The 18,613-nt window shown below is 40.8% G+C and carries 13 protein-coding genes, 2 tRNA genes and 3 pseudogenes; 7 read left to right on the forward strand and 11 right to left on the reverse strand.

The annotated features are described in order from the left end of the window. Positions 1–459: 459 nt before the first annotated feature. The 3 genes from ABXT70_RS08700 to pal all read right to left on the reverse strand — a co-directional run bounded on the left by ABXT70_RS08700 (position 460) and on the right by pal (position 4,082). The gene (locus ABXT70_RS08700) at positions 460–2,502 is read right to left on the reverse strand and encodes a tetratricopeptide repeat protein (protein WP_443640101.1); all 2,043 of its coding nucleotides are present in this window, start codon (positions 2,500–2,502) and stop codon (positions 460–462) included. A 152-nt stretch (positions 2,503–2,654) separates the two neighbouring features. Beyond that, on the reverse strand, positions 2,655–3,305 hold the full coding sequence (locus tag ABXT70_RS08705) for a tetratricopeptide repeat protein (protein WP_443640102.1): 651 nt from the start codon (positions 3,303–3,305) through the stop codon (positions 2,655–2,657). 129 nt (positions 3,306–3,434) lie between these two features. Continuing rightward, a complete protein-coding gene (gene pal, locus ABXT70_RS08710) occupies positions 3,435–4,082 on the reverse strand; it encodes a peptidoglycan-associated lipoprotein Pal (protein ID WP_443640103.1) in 648 nt (215 codons plus the stop codon). Between the two features lie 575 nt (positions 4,083–4,657). Between pal and ABXT70_RS08715 the strand changes: the two genes are divergently transcribed. Next, complete coding sequence (locus tag ABXT70_RS08715; RefSeq protein WP_443640104.1) at positions 4,658–4,864, forward strand: hypothetical protein; 207 nt, start codon at positions 4,658–4,660, stop codon at positions 4,862–4,864. Here ABXT70_RS08715 and ABXT70_RS08720 read toward each other — a convergent pair. After that, positions 4,861–5,952: pseudogene (locus tag ABXT70_RS08720) on the reverse strand (IS3 family transposase). The gene ABXT70_RS08715 and the pseudogene ABXT70_RS08720 overlap by 4 nt on opposite strands. Positions 5,953–6,224: 272 nt before the next feature. On the opposite strand from ABXT70_RS08720, the gene ABXT70_RS08725 reads away from it, so the two are divergent. From ABXT70_RS08725 to ABXT70_RS08745, 5 genes and pseudogenes are all read left to right on the forward strand, one after another. Then, complete coding sequence (locus tag ABXT70_RS08725; protein ID WP_443640105.1) at positions 6,225–7,451, forward strand: hypothetical protein; 1,227 nt, start codon at positions 6,225–6,227, stop codon at positions 7,449–7,451. Between the two features lie 4 nt (positions 7,452–7,455). Continuing rightward, positions 7,456–9,411, forward strand: a complete 1,956-nt coding sequence (locus ABXT70_RS08730; RefSeq protein ID WP_443640106.1) for a thiamine pyrophosphate-dependent enzyme — start codon at positions 7,456–7,458, stop codon at positions 9,409–9,411. Then, positions 9,405–10,346 (forward strand): biotin/lipoyl-containing protein, encoded by a 942-nt coding sequence (locus ABXT70_RS08735; RefSeq protein WP_443640107.1) that lies wholly within the window; start codon positions 9,405–9,407, stop codon positions 10,344–10,346. Before ABXT70_RS08730 ends, ABXT70_RS08735 begins: the two co-directional genes overlap by 7 nt. A gap of 1 nt (position 10,347) precedes the next feature. Beyond that, positions 10,348–11,739: an MBOAT family O-acyltransferase gene (locus ABXT70_RS08740; protein ID WP_443640108.1), complete on the forward strand. Its 1,392-nt coding sequence runs from the start codon at positions 10,348–10,350 to the stop codon at positions 11,737–11,739. A gap of 390 nt (positions 11,740–12,129) precedes the next feature. Beyond that, a pseudogene (locus ABXT70_RS08745) lies at positions 12,130–12,524 on the forward strand (SIS domain-containing protein); the annotation flags it as partial. 17 nt (positions 12,525–12,541) lie between these two features. Here the strand turns inward: ABXT70_RS08745 and ABXT70_RS08750 are convergent. From ABXT70_RS08750 to ABXT70_RS08770, 5 genes and pseudogenes are all read right to left on the reverse strand, one after another. Beyond that, positions 12,542–13,692, reverse strand: a protein-coding gene (locus tag ABXT70_RS08750; protein ID WP_443640109.1) for an IS3 family transposase whose coding sequence is annotated in 2 segments (ribosomal slippage) — positions 12,542–13,449 and positions 13,449–13,692 — 1,152 coding nt in all. Because the reading frame shifts where the segments join, the coding sequence is not laid out codon by codon here. Between the two features lie 61 nt (positions 13,693–13,753). Continuing rightward, on the reverse strand, positions 13,754–14,125 hold the full coding sequence (locus ABXT70_RS08755; protein ID WP_443640110.1) for a tyrosine-type recombinase/integrase: 372 nt from the start codon (positions 14,123–14,125) through the stop codon (positions 13,754–13,756). Between the two features lie 78 nt (positions 14,126–14,203). After that, positions 14,204–14,362: pseudogene (locus ABXT70_RS08760) on the reverse strand (phage integrase central domain-containing protein); the annotation flags it as partial. Between the two features lie 15 nt (positions 14,363–14,377). Continuing rightward, positions 14,378–14,761: a tyrosine-type recombinase/integrase gene (locus tag ABXT70_RS08765; protein ID WP_443640111.1), complete on the reverse strand. Its 384-nt coding sequence runs from the start codon at positions 14,759–14,761 to the stop codon at positions 14,378–14,380. Between the two features lie 204 nt (positions 14,762–14,965). After that, positions 14,966–15,116 (reverse strand) — tRNA-Ala (locus tag ABXT70_RS08770). Positions 15,117–15,437: 321 nt separating this feature from the next. On the opposite strand from ABXT70_RS08770, the gene ABXT70_RS08775 reads away from it, so the two are divergent. Further along, positions 15,438–16,706: an HNH endonuclease family protein gene (locus ABXT70_RS08775; RefSeq protein WP_443640112.1), complete on the forward strand. Its 1,269-nt coding sequence runs from the start codon at positions 15,438–15,440 to the stop codon at positions 16,704–16,706. Positions 16,707–16,876: 170 nt separating this feature from the next. Here ABXT70_RS08775 and ABXT70_RS08780 read toward each other — a convergent pair. Then, positions 16,877–16,952 (reverse strand) — tRNA-Ala (locus ABXT70_RS08780). Between the two features lie 156 nt (positions 16,953–17,108). Further along, positions 17,109–18,590: a glutamate--tRNA ligase gene (gltX, locus tag ABXT70_RS08785; protein WP_443640113.1), complete on the reverse strand. Its 1,482-nt coding sequence runs from the start codon at positions 18,588–18,590 to the stop codon at positions 17,109–17,111. Between the last annotated feature and the right edge of the window lie 23 nt (positions 18,591–18,613).

Below are 18,613 nucleotides of genomic sequence, written 5' to 3' on the forward strand. Positions count from 1 at the left end.
CTTATAGCCAAACTTAGGCAAGCAGGCTATTCACAGTTCTACCACAATGATACTGCGCCCAGACAGAACACAGTCATGGTGGCTACTAAGCAATCAAGCTCTCCCCTAGCTATAGAAAGCTGCTCTAACAAGTGGTCACTTATTGGCATCAGCTGCTTCTCGCACAGAGTACCGCTGATCTAAAACGAGTTGAGCACATTCAACTTTAAATTCGGGGTTGAACCGGGGTCTGGTCTTCGTAGTCATAATGTCACCGTAATGATTTAAGTGCATTTTAGCACTTCTTATTACGTGACCAAAATCACTGTACCACTACATTCTTAAGTAAGTAAGAATTGTACTTCTGGATACCTTCAACTGCCTCCCTAATCTTATCCTTATCTCCACTATCAATCGCGTTGTAAAACTCTGTTAGCTTCTTAATTTTGAACTCACTTAAAGAATGGTTATACTTCGCTCTTAATCACCAGCATGACTATTCTTAAAGTACCTGAGCGACATTTTTTTTGCCTCTTCTATTTGAGTGGGGGTCATTCCCTTAACGATCTCTTTTTTATGTTGAATACCTTTAACGACCCCATTAGAGACCGCTATGTCATACCACATATATGCGAGTTTATAGTCTCTAATAGCAGCATTTCCTTTGCTGTACATAAACCCCAGAGCATATTGAGCAAGAGCGTAATTTTGGCCTGCCGCTAAGGTATACCACTTCACTGCGGTTTTATCATTCTGCGGAACCCCTTCGCCACGCCTGTAAATATTGCCCAAGTTAGATTGAGCGTTAGCATAGCCCTGCTCAGCAGACAAGGCGAACCACTTCGCAGATTCATGAGCATTAATGGGAACACCTTTGCCTTTATCGTATATATCTCCCAGACAAAATTGAGCTTCCATATGCCCTTGCTCAGCAGCTAAAGTGTACCACTTAGCCGCTTCCTTATCGTTTATTGGAACGCCCTTACCTTTGTCGTACACATCCCCTAAGTAGAATTGGGCATTGGCATGCCCTTGCTCAGCAGCACAAATGACGTATTTAATTGCAGTTACACTGTTTTGTATCCCTGCTAGACCGTTAGTGTGCATTTGTCCCAAATTAGATTGAGCACTTTCGTGCTCCTGCTCCGCTGCTAAGAGATACCACTTCGCAGCAATCTTGTCATTTTTTGGAACACATTCGCCTTTGTCGTACATGAACCCTAATGTGTACTGAGCCAGAGCATACCCTTGTTCAGCGGCCAAGGTAATAAACCTAGCTGCTAATGTATCGTTCTTTGCAACGAGTGTTCCTTCTTGATAAATCAGTCCCAAATTATATTGAGCCTTGGCGCTCCCTTTTTCAGCGGCCAAAGTATATTCAGAAGGAGCTTCCTGATTGTTTTGCGCGACATCACCAAGGTTAGCAAACTCCTGCAAAGCAACTTTAGCTCTTGAGTGTCCACCTTCAGCAGCATCTTGAAACCACTTGACTGCCATCTGATCATTTTTTGGCACTCCTTTCCCATGTTGGTAGATCACACCCAAATTATATTGCGCACTTGCATGCCCATGATCAGCTGCTGCGGTGTACCACAGGAGTGCCTTTTGATAGCTCTGTATCACCCCATCGCCACGCTTATACATGACTGCGAGATTATATTGAGCCAGGGTATAACCCTGATCAGCAGCTAGATTGAACCACAGAGCAGCTTGCTGATCGTTCTTTACCACTCCCTCGCCACTAAAACACATATTTCCAACGTTATATTGGGCTCTGGCATGCCCCTGCTCAGCAGCGAGAGCAAACCATTCAAATGCTATGAAATGATTCTGTGGAACACCATCGCCACGTTTGTGCATAAAACCAAGATTGAACTCAGCACTCATATGGCCCTGTTCAGCCGCTTTAGTAAACCATTGAACAGCAGCCTCATCACTTTGAGTAACACCCTGACCATTTCGATATATAATCGCTACGTTAAACTGCGCGTCAGCGTGCCCCTCCTCAGCCCCTTTTAAATGCTCGAGAGCAGTTTCTGAGTCACTTTTTGGCAGCCTACTATGTAACTCATTAATCCTTACTAGATTAGCTTTGGCCCGGTCATGCCCCTGCTCAGAAGCGAGTGTATACCACTTAATTGATAAGTCCTTGCTCGTTGGAACACCCACACCATGCGCGCACATATAACCCAGATTGAATTGAGCACCATCATGGCCCTGTCCAGCAGCTTTGATAAACCATTTAACTGCTATCTGATCATTCTTTGTAACACCTGCACCCCGCTGATACATGAATCCCAGATTATATTGGGCCAGGGCATCACCTTGTTCAGCAGATTTAGTGTACCACTTGAGCGCAGTCTCATCGTTCTTTGCAACTCCTGCGCCCTGCGTGTACATAATTCCCAGATGATATTGGGCTCTCGCATCACCGCGCTCAGCCAAGGGAGTTAAGTCTTTTATCGCAACCGCGTGGTCACCCAACTGGAATGCCTTCAGACCATGGTCAAATTGTGAGTGCATATAATACTTTTCATTAGTGGTTTGGAGTTGTTGTTTATTTAGTGTTTACTATGGCTGCAAGCATCGTAGATGCTGGAGCCTAGTGGGATCTCACCACTGACCTCGACACTGCCAGTATTGCATGGAAAAAAACAAAGTCGAATTGCCATTCGCTAGCAAGTTTGATAGTTGCTCGCTAAACAAATCTGTGACATTTTCTGCGCTTCAGAGAGGGAGGCGCTTTCATCATACCACCCATTTTTGGGATGATATGAACGCAGTCTCTTAGCTATCTGTCCTTTAATATTATTAGCCAATTGGGTACCGTTATACAAAGCTAAGGTGCACCACATATAGGCCCGCTTATAATCTTTTCTAACACCTCTGCCATTGTAGTAATTGACTGCTAACATATATTGAGCATTACCAAACCCTTGTTTGGCTGCTAAGGTGAACCATTTTACAGCTGTTTGATTGTTGCCTAGGACAACCTCACCATTGGTATAAGCACTTCCTACTTTGAATTGAGCATAAGAATCTCCCTGCGCGGCAGCTTTGGCATACCACTTAAAAGAAGTTTTATTGTTCTTTACCACGCCCATACCATTTTTATATGCATACCCTAGCATAACTTGAGATTTACTATGCCCCTCCTCACCTAAAGGACCCCATGCTGACATCGCAGTTTTATAATCACCTGAGTCAAATAACTGTTTGGCTCTCGAATAATCTTCTTCGACGCCCGCCAAGGTGGCTCCATTTCCAAAGAATATTGACAAAACTAAGGCTACTAAAAATCTATTTATATACACCAAAACATCCATTTATTAACAATTATTCTTTATTAAGAAAAGCACCGAGTTAAGAAACAAAAAACCACCGATGTGACAAGCACAACGATGTTATTTAGGGCCTGTAAAGGTCTACTTTGTTTTGGTAGACCCTAGCAGTAACTAGTAGTTAACGTAACGTACTTCTACCCGACGGTTTTCAGACAAAGAAGCGCTATCACTTCCTGAGTTGACAGGACGTTCTTCACCAAAGCTAACCACTTCAATTGCTTCTATGGAAACACCTTGCACAACTAAATAACGACTTACAGCGTTACCACGTCGTTCACCGAGAGCGATGTTGTACTCCCTAGTTCCACGTTCATCAGCATGACCTTCTAACACAATTCTTGCTGAAGGGTTTTGGCTTAAGTACGCAGCATGGCCATTGAGTGCGCTGCGAAACTCTGGTTTGATCGTCGACTGGTCAAAGTCAAAATAGATAACATGGGCCAAAGCTTGGGCAGCTTCTTGAGCCTGCTGCTTCTGAGCGGCGACTTGAGCCGCGGCGTTATCAGCAGCCTGCTGGGCTGCCTCGGTATCTGCTAAAGCTTGAGCCTCAATAAGAGCCGCTGCCGCTGCTACCGCTTGAGCATCTTTAAGAGCTTGCGCGTCTGCTTGAGTTTGGGCTAATGAAGCTGCTTCAACAGCTACTTGGGCTGCTTGAGCACTGGCGCTTGCATCCGTGGTCTCACCAGTAGAACTGCAGGCAGCTAAAAACGCGACCAAAACACTGGAGGCGATAATTTTACTTAAGTTAACCGCTTGCATGGACTTGCTCCTTAATGAACTTTTTAAGTGTTGATACATACAAAGGTTGACCAACGAAGCTCTGAAGAACCTCGTGGCCAGAGTAGAGTCATTAGTTGGACTGACCCTTTAGATTAATGTACCAATAACTGTGTTTTAAAGATTACAAAGATTGTCAGGTTGAGAACCTAACGTTCCCATTTAGTAGTGAAACGGGTCAATGAACGTTTTCTTAGAATCTTTGCTAGAATAAGAATTAGGCAAGTGAGTATAAGGAATCCAGCGACCCACGTTATAGTAATAGTCATAACAGCTTCTTCATTTTTTAGAACTTAACTGGCCAACAATATATCAGCAGGTTATAACATTGTCAACAATCCATTCCATACTCTGTAAACAATCCATTCCATACTCTGTAAACAATCAAATCCATACTCTGTCAACAATCGAATCCATGCTCTTGAATCATTAACTTTATGATTGGCCCTAAGGACGAAGAAATACGCAGACTCCCTAAGGCAGGAAATATTATTGATAATGCAAAAAATGGAGTTCCAAGAGCTGTCGATAACACGTTCAAAGTTTTAGATGCTGGAATGGGAAACAAAGGAAAGTATAACCAGCCTGCAGTATACCTAGACATCGAAGATGGACACTCAACCACGAGAATTTGGAACAATTGGGGCAGAGGTCAAGCAGCTCGTTTAGCGTTGAGCCAAGCACTTATTGGTGAAGAAATCACATACGATACATGGGGTGACTATAACGACGAATGGTTCTATGATACGCACCCATTTTTCTAGACACCCGCTTGGTTCCTAAAATAGTTATTTTCAAACTCCATGGGTGACAAGTCACCGTTATTTCCATGGCGTCGTGTTGGATTGTAAAACAGTTCAATATAATTGAACACATCGGATTTCGCAGCTTCCCTAGTTGGGTATGTGCGGCGTCTAATCCGTTCTTTTTTCAGTAAGCTAAAAAAGCCTTCTGCACATGCATTATCGTGACAGTTACCGCGTCGACTCATGCTGGCCTTTAAGCCATTTGCTTTGAGCATGCTGCGCCACTCGTAGCTAGTATACTGGCACCCTTGATCAGAATGAACGACCACGCCAGCGTGATCTCTGCGTCTCCAGCAAGCCATTGTTAACGCACCGAGTGCTAAATCCGTATTAATGCGATCACTCATAGACCAACCAATTACTGAGCGAGAATACAAATCTAGAACAACCAGCCTTCATGTGTGCGGATGTACGTAATGTCCGTTACCCAAGCGAGATTAGGCTTGGGAACCGAAAACTCACGGTTAAGATGGTTCTCGGCGACCATAGAGATCTCACCAGATTTGTAACTGGCGCGTCTCTTGTAGCCTCTTTGGGCACTAATGCCAGCGCCCTTCATGAGTCTAAGTATACGGTTTCGACCACAGGTTTCGCCCAATACCTTCATATCCTTGGTGATTTTACGGTAACCATAAACACCACCACTTTCTAGCCAAAACTGTTTAACGTAGCCAAGCAGATATGCGTCGTCCTTCTTGCGCTGACATTGCGGATCTCGCAACCAGGCGTAGTAGCCGCTGCGGTGTACCTTGAGTACTTTACAAATCAAAGTCACTGGAAAACGGCCATTACGAGACTTTATAAACGTGTATTTTTCTTCGACTCGTTTGCAAAGAACACGGCTGTAGGTTCAACCCATCAGTGCAACACTCTTGCTTATAATCTCCTGCGGAGTCTTAAATTTCAATACTTTTCGTGGGCGCTCGTTTAGTTGTTTTGCTACTAAATCTAAAGTTTTTTGGGAATGCTGGCCTAGGGATGTTTTCTTGGGTGATTTGCTTAACCGCAGCAATTTTAAACTCTTGGGTGTATCGTTCGCCTGCCATTGTTGGCCTCCTATTGCGTTACATTGTAACCAATTGGAGTGTCTATTAAACTGGGTGCGTATCAACAAGGCTTGAACTTTACTTAACAATTGGGTGGAGTTATAATATAAGGCTTTCGAAATGCTAGATATAGACATTAACCAAATAATATTTAACATATTTTCAGCTAGTTAATTCAAAGCCAAAAAATTTATTATTAACATTAATTTAAAAAACATGTTGATTCCACGCTAAAATCCTTAAACACTTTATTCAGTATTGAAGACAGCTTAATGACTGACAGTTTAAAAAAAATAACTTCAAAAATATTTCCTACCCACGTATTCTTGCTATCCCACTTAGCTTTGGTATTTGGAATTTTAATGCTAGTAAGCGTCAACTTTTTTTTTGACACTACTGGGTTTTTTAAGATTCATTACAAAGATGAGACTAGGCTTTCTGAATTTATGGGTGACGACAAAAATGTTTTAATTCCTTCATCAAAAATTAATTTTAACGAGCGTATATTAAGATGGTTTTGGTACACCAACCATGATGTAAAAAAAGAAACAATAATATTTGGTAGTTCTAGAGCGCGCATGTTAAACAACAGTTTTTTTAACTGGCCAAACCCTAAAGTCTTTGTAGAAGTAGTGAATGGTGGTACATTACAAGACTTCATCGTTTTTACTTATCTTAGAGACAAGCGCAGTGGACACTGGCCGAGAGAATTAGTTTTATCAATAGACCCTCACATGTTGTCAAAAACAAACGAATATGCAGATTGGATTGAAATAGTCTATCCAGCTTTGTATCGTGAAGCAGTTCAATTCTACAAAATGAACGGCCTACCAGAACTATCCAAAACGGAGTTTAGTAAGTTTGAGACTATCCAAGGAAGCAAAGGTGAACATGCCAAGAGCGTTAGAAATTTTTTAAAATTTATTACATCAACTAGTTCATTTTCCCCAAATTTTTCTTCGTTTTTTAATTCTGTAACAACTATCCACTTAAGCATAGATGACATGGAATCAACATCAAAAAAATGTACTGAAGAAACTTCAAAAGTAACTAAGCACTATGTATTCTGCGCTGATGGTTCGATGCCTATGTATATTGGCAAAGAAACTGCGGAGGAGGTTGCTGAAGTTGAAAAGCTGCTTCTAATTGATCCTAAAATGCCAGTCACGGAAAGTATTGATCCCCTTGCTATTAATTTATTGGAGCAAATTGTTTCGTTGTATAGGAGCAATGGAGCAAACGTTACTTTGCTGATCACTCCACCACACCCTGGCTTTTATGAACAATCAGAGAGAAAGGGCGACTTCATGGGCTTTATCAAAGTCGAGAAAGAACTCAACAAATTTGCTAAACAATATAACTTGAAGCTAGTAGGCAGTTACAATAATGAGGTTATTAAAGCAAAAAGAAATTGCTTTATTGATTGGATTCATCCAGCGACATGCGCTTTAGATTTTGTTAGGTCAGAAATGAAAGCTTTAGGTGTCATAGGGCAGTGAGAATATGCAGAACATAATTAGTGAATGCTGGAAGATAAGGTTATTCGAAAAATATTTGTTAGATTTATACTCAACGGGCATGGTTCGTGGCACCACACATACTTGTTTAGGCCAGGAGCAAGTTGGTGTTTTGATATCCCAATTCTTAACTCCGTCTGATCTGATTTTCTCAAACCATAGATGCCATGGGCATTTTCTTGCCTTAACAAAAGATTATGAAGGTTTACTTTATGAAATAATGGGTCACCATAATGGTGTGAATGCTGGTCGCGCTGGTTCTCAGCATATTGTTTTACCCCGTCGCTTTTACTCGAATGGTATTCAAGGGGGCCTTCTTCCATTTGCTGTTGGATATGCAAATGCACTGAAGGACTCGATTGATAGAGAAGGGATAGCGATAGCCATCATTGGAGACGGTACCTTTGGAGAGGGTGTGTTGTTTGAGAGCTTGAATCTTGCGGCTTCAAAAGAATGTCCGGTGTTATTTATTGTTGAGGACAACGAAATTTCTCAATCTACCCTGACGGCTAGCGTCCAATCTGGAAATTCAATCGAAAAAATAAAAAGCTTTGGAATAGAAAGCGTTTCAATTCCAATAGGAACGCCATTAGATAAGATGGCTTTAATTGCTCAAAAAAGTATAACTAAAGTCCGAGAATCAAAAAAACCATTTGCAATCCATTGGAGTGTTGATCGGCATGGACCTCACAGTAAGGGTGATGATAGCCGAACCAAAGATTTCTTGAATAATATTCTAGCTAGAGACTACCTAGAAAAAGCAACATTAGAAGATTCAAAATTTTCAACTCTACGAGATGAAGCAGAAGAAAAAATCGCTAGCCTTTTTGAAAATGCTGTCGTTGAATTAAAAACTACCCCTAAAAGCGTAGTGACAAGAATCCAAACAGAACTACGGGGGTCCTACAAAGAAATAAATCCCTATAATAGGCAAGTCAATGGCCGTGTAAAAATCCGTGAGATATTGCAAACCCTTGTTGATGAAGGGTCATGTATTTTTGGAGAGGATGTTGAAGCTCCATATGGAGGAGCATTTAAGGTTACCAGCGATTTAGTTGCCAGTGATAAAACTAACCTTGAAACTGCTGTAAATAATATGCCAATAAGTGAGGCTGGGATTGTTGGGTTTGGTGCCGGGTATTCAGTCGGGAGCGAAACAACTACGATAGTAGAAATAATGTTTGGCGATTTTATGACCTTAACAGTTGACCAGATTGTTAATCATGTCTCTAAATTCTGCCTAACTCACAAAAATAGTTCGCCATCGCTTATTGTAAGAACTGCTGTAGGTGGAGGCCGTGGCTACGGTGCAACGCACTCTCAAAATTTATCATCACTATTTTTGGGAGTTCCCGCAATTGATATAGTAATGGCGTCACCCTACCATCAACTAGATCTTTATATAAACCAATTCAAGGTCAGCAAAGTTCTATCTATCTGGCATGAGCCCAAACTTGAATATGGACGTAATGGGCAAATTCTATTGAATATCAAAAATGCTGATAAAATATTTAATTTGCATCTTTATAATGATGTCCAAAGTCGACAACAGTGGTTAGTTTTAAAAAGTAAATTTTCTGATAAAGACCAAATATCCGTTGTCACAACAGCACTGACCTTACGTCAGTGTGTTAAGGCTTCATCTGAACTGTTTATAGAAGACGAAGTAATAACTTCAATCGCATGCCCTTTGCTCCTCAACGTTGACACTGTTGACTTTGACTTTTTATTTGGTAAGAGTAAAAAGTTAGTAATTGTTGATGAGGGATTTATTCATACGGGATTTCACGCTCACTGTGCATCTGTTTTTTCAGAGCAACATGATTTAACCTCAATCAGTCAAGTTGGTCTTAACGGTGAATTTTATTCAGTCAATGAACAAGAAGAAGATAGCTTTATGGTAAGTGTGGATGACGTAAAGGAAGCAATTCGCCTATGTTAGTAGAAATTTTAGTACCAAGGTTAAATGCCAATGATGATGAATGTACTGTTGTAACTAATTTAGTTTCTGTTGGTGACTTTATATCAGTTGGCGATGAACTTGTTGAATTGGAAACGGACAAAACAACATTTGTAGTTGAGAGTACTTATTCAGGCCTAGTGTCGATGTTGCCTGTGGTTGGGGATAATGTAGAAGTTAACACACCACTTGTTACCATTGAGACAAATGAATCTGAAACTATTTCTGGAATAAAATCTAATTCACCTGAGAAAACAATCAAAAAGCCAGACAATTTTACAGTTAGTGCATTTGAACTAGCCAAATCACTAGGTCTTGATATAAATGCCTTCGGTGAAGTATTGGTCACAAAAGATGATGTTCAAGTTTTTTTTGATCAGCAAAGTGGGCACACGATAGAAAATAAACCTGATGAAAGATCAATATCTTTGCAAAAATATCCTTTTATTGAGGGATATGTTGAACCACCAGTAGCCTATTTTGGATTTAGTTTTACAGCAAGAGCTGGTCAGCTTGAAGCAATTGAGTACTCACTTTTAAATGGTATTGCGCAATGGCAGAACAATAAAAAAATTGATTTAAAGAGCTTTTTACTTACAAAAACCGAAGATACATTGATCCCTGTGCGGACGCCTAATGTTTCCACTTCATTAGAGACCTTTAAAGCTGAACTACTATCCCGCCAGCTTCAAGCTTTTAGGGGTGAAAAATTAAAAGACACTCCAGATATTTTGATTTCTATATTGAGGTCAAATATAGACTTTTCGCATACAGCTTTGTTATGGCCCGGCAGCATTATAGTTTTAGCTATTGCAATTTGTAATAAGACAATGAACGTTGAAATCAAAGTTACATATAATCATGTGTACTTCGATGGCAATGACATGCTCGACCTTGCTGAGCTTATGGCCCTATAAAATGATATTCTCATCCCCAGAATTTTTGCTGCTACTCTTGCCAATTTACACATTAAGTTGCCTCTTTTTTGCCAGAGTTGGCGCGTTTCTAGTAATATCTAGTTTGTTTTACATTTATACCTCTGCTGAGTTCTTTCTTTTTTTAGTAGCTTTTGTAGCATTTGTGTTTCTTTTATCAAGGTATCTGAACAATACAGCTTTATTTGCTATCGTAATTTTGTCTCCCTTATTATATTTTAAGTACTCTGATTGGGTTCTCAGCCAATTTGGCTCTCTAGGGCACGAAGCTTTAATGCTACCCTTGGGAATTAGTTTTTATACATTCCAATTAATGTCATTTTTTTATGAGACAAACAAAAAAGAAAAGTTTCTCGACGTATTACATTTTGTGACGTTTTTCCCACAATTGATTGCTGGTCCAATTGTAAGGTCTAATCAATTCCTTCCGCAAAAGGGTCCTTCAAAACTTTTTAGTAGGCGTATTAAGTTTGTATATTTTGGCATAACAATTTTTGCTTTTGGGTTAGCAAAAAAAGTCTTAATTGCTGACAATATTGGCGTGTTTTTAGACGATTTTGATTATTTTTTTCTATCCAACGGAGGCGTTCATTTTTTTGATATTTTATTTGCAATACCAGCCATATTAATACACTTATATTTTGATTTTTCAGCATATAGTGACATGGCGATTGGCCTTGGCTTGATGGCTGGATATCGAATTCCAATAAACTTCAAAATGCCTATGTCTGCTATCTCAATAACGAGTTTTTGGCAACGGTGGCACATTTCACTCACTGAGTTTTTCAGGGACTATTTGCTTAATTCTTTATTGCTACATAGTGCACGAGTTAAAAGACAAAAACTGGCATTCGGTATTAGTTTAGTTACATACTTTTCGATTCTAGGATTGTGGCATGGCGCTGGGTTCAACTTCATATTGTTTGGCCTGCTAAATGGCATCGCAGTCCTAATTGCGTACTCTGGAAAATTTTCTATTGTTGAGAGGTGGTATAAATGGGTGCGGATGCTCGGATTACATATGCTTCTATTTCTGATTTTTGTGAATTTTAGATATGAGGTGAGTGATACAAAGGCGATGGCTGGAATATTACTTCATGAAATCATTGATATTTTTAGTTTCCAAAACACTGTAATCACAGATCAGTTTGCTTTCGTTTTGCTATTATGCTACCTGTGGAGCGTTTTTGGATTTGAGGGATATGAACTTTACCGTCGAAAGTCTAGAAATGATGTTCCAGATATTGTTGTTTATGGCAGGAGGCAATTAATTGCCTTGGTTGCTAAAACAAACTTTATTTGGAGTCCACTAGTATTCATATATGCCCTATTCTATGTGGGTGAGACACCTACCTTCGTTTATTTTCAGTTTTAAGAGTGACAAATAATATGTCCATTGAGTCTAATGTTTTGCATGTCATAGAGAACCATTTCAGCTTGCCACAGAACAGTGTTACAAAAAAAACCAAAGCCAGTGATGTTCCGAACTGGGATTCAATGAGCAATATTACTCTGATACTTAAGTGTGAATCTCACTTTGATATAAAGTTAAATACACTTGATTTAGTCAAACTTTTTACAGTCGGTGATTTTGTTGATTTAATTATAAGGAAGCGAGCCCATTAGAACAAAAATGTCGTTAAAGTCTAGGATTATAAATTAAAATTTAGTCCTCGAGCTTATACCAAGCATTAAAAAGGTTATTTTAAGGGCCAAGCAATGGCAAAGTTATTAGGAAATCGCAAAGAATTTTAGAAAACTATTAATTGAAGCTGTGGCGCAACGCTTCGCTGATAAACATCACACCTTATTCCTTGGTGGGGGAGCATGTACCCGATTGCTTCAGAAGGTGCCCTAAAGCTAAAGGAAATTTCTTACATCCACGCTGAAGCCTACCCAGCAGGAGAACTTAAGCACGGGCCACTCGCTCTTGTGGATGCCTACATGCCAGTGGTTGTGGTTGTGGTTGTGGTTGTGGTTGCACCTAAGGATGATATGCTCGACAAGCTAAAGGCCAATATGCAAGAAGTACGTGCCCGCGGAGGTGAGTTGTTTGTGTTTGCCGATGCGCATGCAAAAATGGCCGCCGATGAAGCCACTCGTGTAATCGTTGTGCCTAAAGTACATGAGGTGCTAGCTCCCATTGTCTATGCCATTCCTGATACGCACCCATTTTTCTAGACACCCGCTTGGTTCCTAAAATAGTTATTTTCAAACTCCATTGGTGACAAGTCACCGTTATTTCCATGGCGTCGTGTTGGATTGTAAAACAGTTCAATATAATTGAACTCATCGGATTTCGCAGTTTCCCTAGTTGGGTATGTGCGGCGTCTAATCCGTTCTTTTTTCAGTAAGCTAAAAAAGCTTTCTGCACATGCATTATCGTGACAGTTACCGCGTCGACTCATGCTGGCCTTTAAGCCATTTGCTTTGAGCATGCTGCGCCACTCGTAGCTAGTATACTGGCACCCTTGATCAGAATGAACGACCACGCCAGCGTGATCTCTGCGTCTCCAGCAAGCCATTGTTAACGCACCGAGTGCTAAATCCGTATTAATTCGATCACTCATTGACCAACCAATTACTGAGCGAGAATACAAATCTAGAACAACCGCCAAGAACAACCAGCCTTCATGTGTGCGGATGTACGTAATGTCCGTTACCCAAGCAAGATTAGGCTTGGGAACCGAAAACTCACGGTTAAGATGGTTCTCGGCGACCATAGAGATCTCACCAGATTTGTAACTGGCGCGTCTCTTGTAGCCTCTTTGGGCACTAATGCCAGCGCCCTTCATGAGTCTAAGTATACGGTTTCGACCACAGGTTTCGCCCAATACCTTCATATCCTTGGTGATTTTACGGTAACCATAAACACCACCACTTTCTAGCCAAAACTGTTTAACGTAGCCAAGCAGATATGCGTCGTCCTTCTTGCGCTGACATTGCGGATCTCGCAACCAGGCGTAGTAGCCGCTGCGGTGTACCTTGAGTACTTTACACATCAAAGTCACTGGAAAACGGTCATTACGAGACTTTATAAACGTGTATTTTTCTTCGACTCGTTTGCAAAGAACACGGCGGCCTCCTTTAATATGTCACGCTCCTGAGTGACACGCTTTAATTCGGCTTTAAGGCGTTTTAACTCGCCTTCTTGAGCTTGGTTGGCTTCATACTCTGGCGCATTATCGCCGTACCTTGTTCGCCAGTTATAAAGACTTTTAGTGGTAATTCCGAGCCTTCTGGCGACGTCTGGAATTGAATGCCCTTCTTGGGTGATTTGCTTAACCGCAGCAATTTTAAACTCTTGGGTGTATCGTTCGCCTGCCATTGTTGGCCTCCTATTGCGTTACATTGTAACCAATTGGAGTGTCTATTAAACTGGGTGCGTATCAAAACCCGTGGCCAGTCATTTCTTCTTTGCTTATGCCGAGGTTACGAAAGGCTGAAAGTATCGCATTATTACTCATCGGCCTGTGTAGGCTTCTAGCTGAGGGGAATACATAGATACTAGAATGGCCTGTTAATAAAAACTGTTCTTGGAAAACATGTAACGCTTGCGTACTTAATGGAACGATATGATCTTCACCCATCTTCATTTTACGTGCAGGTATACGCCATTCAGATATTTGAAAGTTAATTTCTTGCCACTCAGCAAAACGTAATTCTTTAGGTCGAACAAATACCAAAGGCGCCAGTTTTAAGGCAAATCTAACTGTTGCAGTTCCATGATAATTGTAGATCATGCTTAACAAACGGCGCACATGTTGCGGTTCCGTTATGGCAGGGAAGTGTTTTTTGGTTGGTGTTGATAACGCACCCTTCAAATCTGGCGTTATATCTCACTCAGCACGGCCTGTAGCGACCGCAAATCTAAACACTGCCCCAACTATTTGTTTGAGCCTATGTGCGCTCTCTGCAGCGCCTCTGGCTTCAACATTCCGAAGTACTTTTAGTAGTTGTGGCGGTGTAATATCTCCTAATGGCAAAGTGCCTAGGTAAGGAAATAAATTACGTTACAAAGAACGCAAAACTTTATCACTATAACCAACGCTCCACTTAAGCGCTTGTTGCTTTTGCCACTCCCTTGCTATTGCTTCAAGGTTATTAGTCAGCGCTTGCAACTGTTCGACCTTTTTAGCTTTCTTAGCTTGCGAAGGGTCAATGCCTTGTTCAAGTAAGTCTTTAGCATCAGTGCAGGCTTTTCGGGCTTTTTTGAGAGAAATACTAGGATATACACCAAAGGATAAAAGTTTTTCTTTACCAGCTATCCGGTATTTGAGCCGCCAATATCTTGCACCAGTAGGAGTGACTAGTAAAAACAAGCCTTTACCGTCAGACAACTTATAGCTTTTATCCTTTGGTTTGGATTGTCGTATTTGTATATCGGTCAATGACATAGTTCCACCACTTGGGTAAATGGGGGTACATTGAAGGGTTATTTGGTGTTAATTTCATATATACCCCCAAATGTACCCCTAATAGTAACTGGATAAGGGGGTATCTTATTGGATGTCTTTGGACATAGTATAAACAAAAAACCCAGCAATTGCTGGACTTATGAGACGATGTGAGACGATGTGAGACATCGTTGGACATGTAATTGGTGGAGCCTAGCGGGATCGAACCGCTGACCTCAACACTGCCAGTGTTGCGCGGACAAACGTTAAGTAATTGATTTATATAAGGAAAACGGGAGAACGCAGTGTTCAAAAAGCCCGATTCCTAGCATTACGTACAAACTTATAGCCATCCTTGGTCAACCCAAAACCATACTGAAGTGAAAGTTTGGCACGCATAACCCTCTATTCACCTTTCCATATCAACTAAAGACACTGAATTGGTCTACTCAGAGACAATTAAAATTAATTAAATGACCCACCCAATCAATTTTTAACCAAAAAGGTTATCGGTTATTTGATAAAGATTTCTCATGTACTTTGGTGACATTAACTTGATCAAGAAATATACTATGAGGATTAACATATAACTTATGATTTAATCTTCGTAACGGCTGGCTTAACTCACAATACTTTTAAGTAAGCAAAAATCGGTTTACTCGTTAAAGGATATAATATGCACTGTCAAAGTAACCAAGTTGCTGTAAGTCAATCATACAGAGATGAAGTCCGAGTTAAACTTGATCCACCTTATCAGAGAGAAGCTGGTATATGGAATAATGAAAAGAAAACACGGCTTATTGACTCTATTTTTAATAAGTATGATATCCCCAAGTTCTACTTTCATGATATTAAGTCTGCAGGAGGCCAAGAGTTTTGGAGCGTGATTGATGGAAAGCAGCGTTTAACAACTATTTGGGGGTTTATGAAAAACGAATTCTGCTTAACCAATATTTTTCAGTTTAATGATGACACTTTGATAAACCCCCCCAAAGAAGGAGACTTTTACAAAGACCTTAGTGAAGAATTCAAAGATAAGTTTAAAGAAACTCAGTTAGATTTTGTCTATGTTTCGTACGCTGAAGAAAGTGATATTGAAGAAATATTTGAGAGACTTAATAATGGTTCTTCCTTAAATGGTGCAGAAAAAAGACGAGCGATAGGCGGAGAGATGAGAGATCTTTACATGCTAGTTGCAAAACATAGATTTTTTAAAAATCATGTGGCCTTTAATATTCGGAGATATATTGATGAAGAAATAGCTGTAAAATTCTTGTGCATTGAAGTAAATCAAGAGAAGAGTGGAAATAGATTTACTGATTTGAAGAAGAAACATTTGGATGCGCTAGTTCAAGATAATCAGGTTATGTCGAAGTCTTATCAAGAGACCCTACAAAAGCGTGTAGAAAAGATATTGGATATCCTTTGTTCTCACTTTAGCCTTAAAGATGGTTTACTTAGAAAAGTATCTTTTCCCCAAATGTATTACTTTTTTATTAAACATGTCATTCATGATTATTCACACCCACAAATGCAATCCATAATTAAAAGCTTTATTGAAAAGTTTGAGAGAAAAAGGTTAGAAGATCTAAAAAACCCTGACCCTGAAGATCGGGATTGGCATTTTGGAGAGTATTCCCGGCTTTGTCAGCAAGCTACCAATGATGGTGGTGGAATGGAAATGAGAGAATCCATATTAAGACAATATTTTCTACAGTGGAATCCGACTATCAGGGTCAAAGATACGAAAAGAATATTTCACCCAGAAGAAAGATATGCAATTTGGTTTTTAGCAGACAAAGCTTGTGAGGAGTGTAAAAAAACCATCCCACTTCACGAGATGGAAGCCGATCACAAGACAGCGTGGGCAAAAGGTGGACCTACAACGATTGAAAATGCACAATGTTTATGTGGTAACTGCAACTCGAAAAAAGGAGCCAGTTAAACGCATGATCTGCCCTTCGATGATGCTCCGATTCAGTTTACTGCTGAGCAAATTGGGGGAGATTTTAAGTAGGTTAGTAACCACCAACCTAAAAGTAGGGAGTTTGTGTTCAGTAATTTGTGTTCAGTTTGTGTTCAGTTAGTGTCTACTATGGCTACAAGCCTCGTAGATGGTGGAGCCTAGCGGGATCGAACCGCTGACCTCAACACTGCCAGTGTTGCGCTCTCCCAGCTGAGCTAAGGCCCCACACGAGGGTAATCAAGTTACTTGGGACGTTACTGTTGCGACTTGATGGAGGCGTATTATAGGCACATGAGGCGGGATTGCAAGCCCCTTTTTATCAGTTTCAGTAGAAAAAGACTGTTTTTAATCAATCACTTCCGCTCATCTGCCTAATACAGTTTATAGCGCTTGGTATTCCTTATCCCAACGCTTTGCTTCTTTCTTAGAAAGGCCACCTAATAGGTCTACAGCATGGCGAATACGTGCCCTACTCATGTCTGGGCCTAGTATTTCCATGGCATCAAATACAGACACGGAATTTGCTGTGCCGGTAATGACTACAAACAGGGTAGCAAATAAGTCTTTTGGCTTAATTTCTAAGGTTTCTGCCATGCCTTTACAAATGGCAAAAATATCATTTTTTTGCCAATGGCGTAATGCTTCTAACCGCCATAAGGTAAACTGCAGGGCTTTACGAACTTGCTCCGGCTCTAGCTTTTTATTGACTAAGTCGTCTTCTGTGAGGTTTAGCATGCCGCTAAGGAAGAAACCAGCCAATGGCAGCACATCGCTGAACTTATCTACACGGGGCTTAATGAGGGGTACGATTGGCGCCAGAAAGTCATTATTAATGGCCCAGCTTTGCATACGCTGCATGAATTGAGTATCGCTTAGGTTTTCGCGTATCCATAGGCCATTAAGCCACGACAGTTTTTCTTGGTCAAAGATCGGGCCACCTAAAGACACACGATTTACATCAAAATTTGCAATCATTTCTTCTAGGCTAAACTTTTCCCGTTCATCGGGCATAGACCAACCCATACGGCCTAGGTAGTTCAACAAGGCTTCTGGCAAGTAACCCATACGTTGGTAATACATAATGCTAGTTGGGTTCTTACGTTTAGATAATTTGCTTTTATCTGGGTTACGTAATAACGGCAGGTGACACAACTCAGGCATGTCCCAACCAAAATATTTGTACAGTAACTGGTGTTTAGGTGCTGAGTTAATCCACTCCTCTCCACGCAATACATGGGTAATACCCATGAGGTGATCGTCTACCACGTTGGCTAAATGGTAAGTGGGCATACCGTCTGCTTTTAGCAACACTTGCATGTCTACTTGAGACCATTCAATTTCAACACTTCCTCGTAGCATGTCGTGGAATACGCAAGTCCCTTGGCGAGGAATCTTCATGCGAACAACGTGAGCTATACCATCATGCAGGTGTTGTTGTACTTGCGTAGGAGATAGCTCTAAACCACGGCCATCGTAGCCAATAGGTAGTTTGTTTTCTGTTTGGTGACGGCGTAATTCGTTTAGTTCTTCGGTAGTCGCAAAACAATAGAACGCATGTCCATCTTTTACCAGTTGATCGGTGTAATTTTTGTATATACTGCCCCGCTCACTTTGGCGATAAGGACCATGGGGGCCACCAACATCTGGGCCTTCACTCCAATTAATACCTAACCAGCGTAATGAATCTAGAATCGCTTTCTCAGATTCTGGGGTGCTACGTTGTTGGTCTGTGTCTTCGATACGTAGAATGAATTCACCGCCGTGCTGGCGTGCAAATGCCAAGTTAAATAAGGCAATGTAGGCTGTGCCTAGGTGTGGGTCACCAGTTGGTGATGGCGCAATGCGGGTACGAATAGCAGTCATGGTTCTGGTCTAACAGTGGGTGC

Origin of the sequence: Candidatus Njordibacter sp. Uisw_039 (assembly GCF_047730075.1) — a bacterium.
Classification (GTDB): Bacteria; Pseudomonadota; Gammaproteobacteria; order Pseudomonadales; family Balneatricaceae; genus Njordibacter.

What these genes read in the sequence shown, in the direction of transcription:
- ABXT70_RS08700 (WP_443640101.1), bottom strand. Translation starts at nt 2,502, where the DNA reads ATGCACTCACAATTTGACCATGGTCTGAAGGCATTCCAGTTGGGTGAC.
- ABXT70_RS08705 (WP_443640102.1), bottom strand. Translation starts at nt 3,305, where the DNA reads ATGGATGTTTTGGTGTATATAAATAGATTTTTAGTAGCCTTAGTTTTG.
- pal (WP_443640103.1), bottom strand. Translation starts at nt 4,082, where the DNA reads ATGCAAGCGGTTAACTTAAGTAAAATTATCGCCTCCAGTGTTTTGGTC.
- ABXT70_RS08715 (WP_443640104.1), top strand. Translation starts at nt 4,658, where the DNA reads ATGGGAAACAAAGGAAAGTATAACCAGCCTGCAGTATACCTAGACATC.
- ABXT70_RS08725 (WP_443640105.1), top strand. Translation starts at nt 6,225, where the DNA reads ATGACTGACAGTTTAAAAAAAATAACTTCAAAAATATTTCCTACCCAC.
- ABXT70_RS08730 (WP_443640106.1), top strand. Translation starts at nt 7,456, where the DNA reads ATGCAGAACATAATTAGTGAATGCTGGAAGATAAGGTTATTCGAAAAA.
- ABXT70_RS08735 (WP_443640107.1), top strand. Translation starts at nt 9,405, where the DNA reads ATGTTAGTAGAAATTTTAGTACCAAGGTTAAATGCCAATGATGATGAA.
- ABXT70_RS08740 (WP_443640108.1), top strand. Translation starts at nt 10,348, where the DNA reads ATGATATTCTCATCCCCAGAATTTTTGCTGCTACTCTTGCCAATTTAC.
- ABXT70_RS08765 (WP_443640111.1), bottom strand. Translation starts at nt 14,761, where the DNA reads ATGTCATTGACCGATATACAAATACGACAATCCAAACCAAAGGATAAA.
- ABXT70_RS08775 (WP_443640112.1), top strand. Translation starts at nt 15,438, where the DNA reads ATGCACTGTCAAAGTAACCAAGTTGCTGTAAGTCAATCATACAGAGAT.
- gltX (WP_443640113.1), bottom strand. Translation starts at nt 18,590, where the DNA reads ATGACTGCTATTCGTACCCGCATTGCGCCATCACCAACTGGTGACCCA.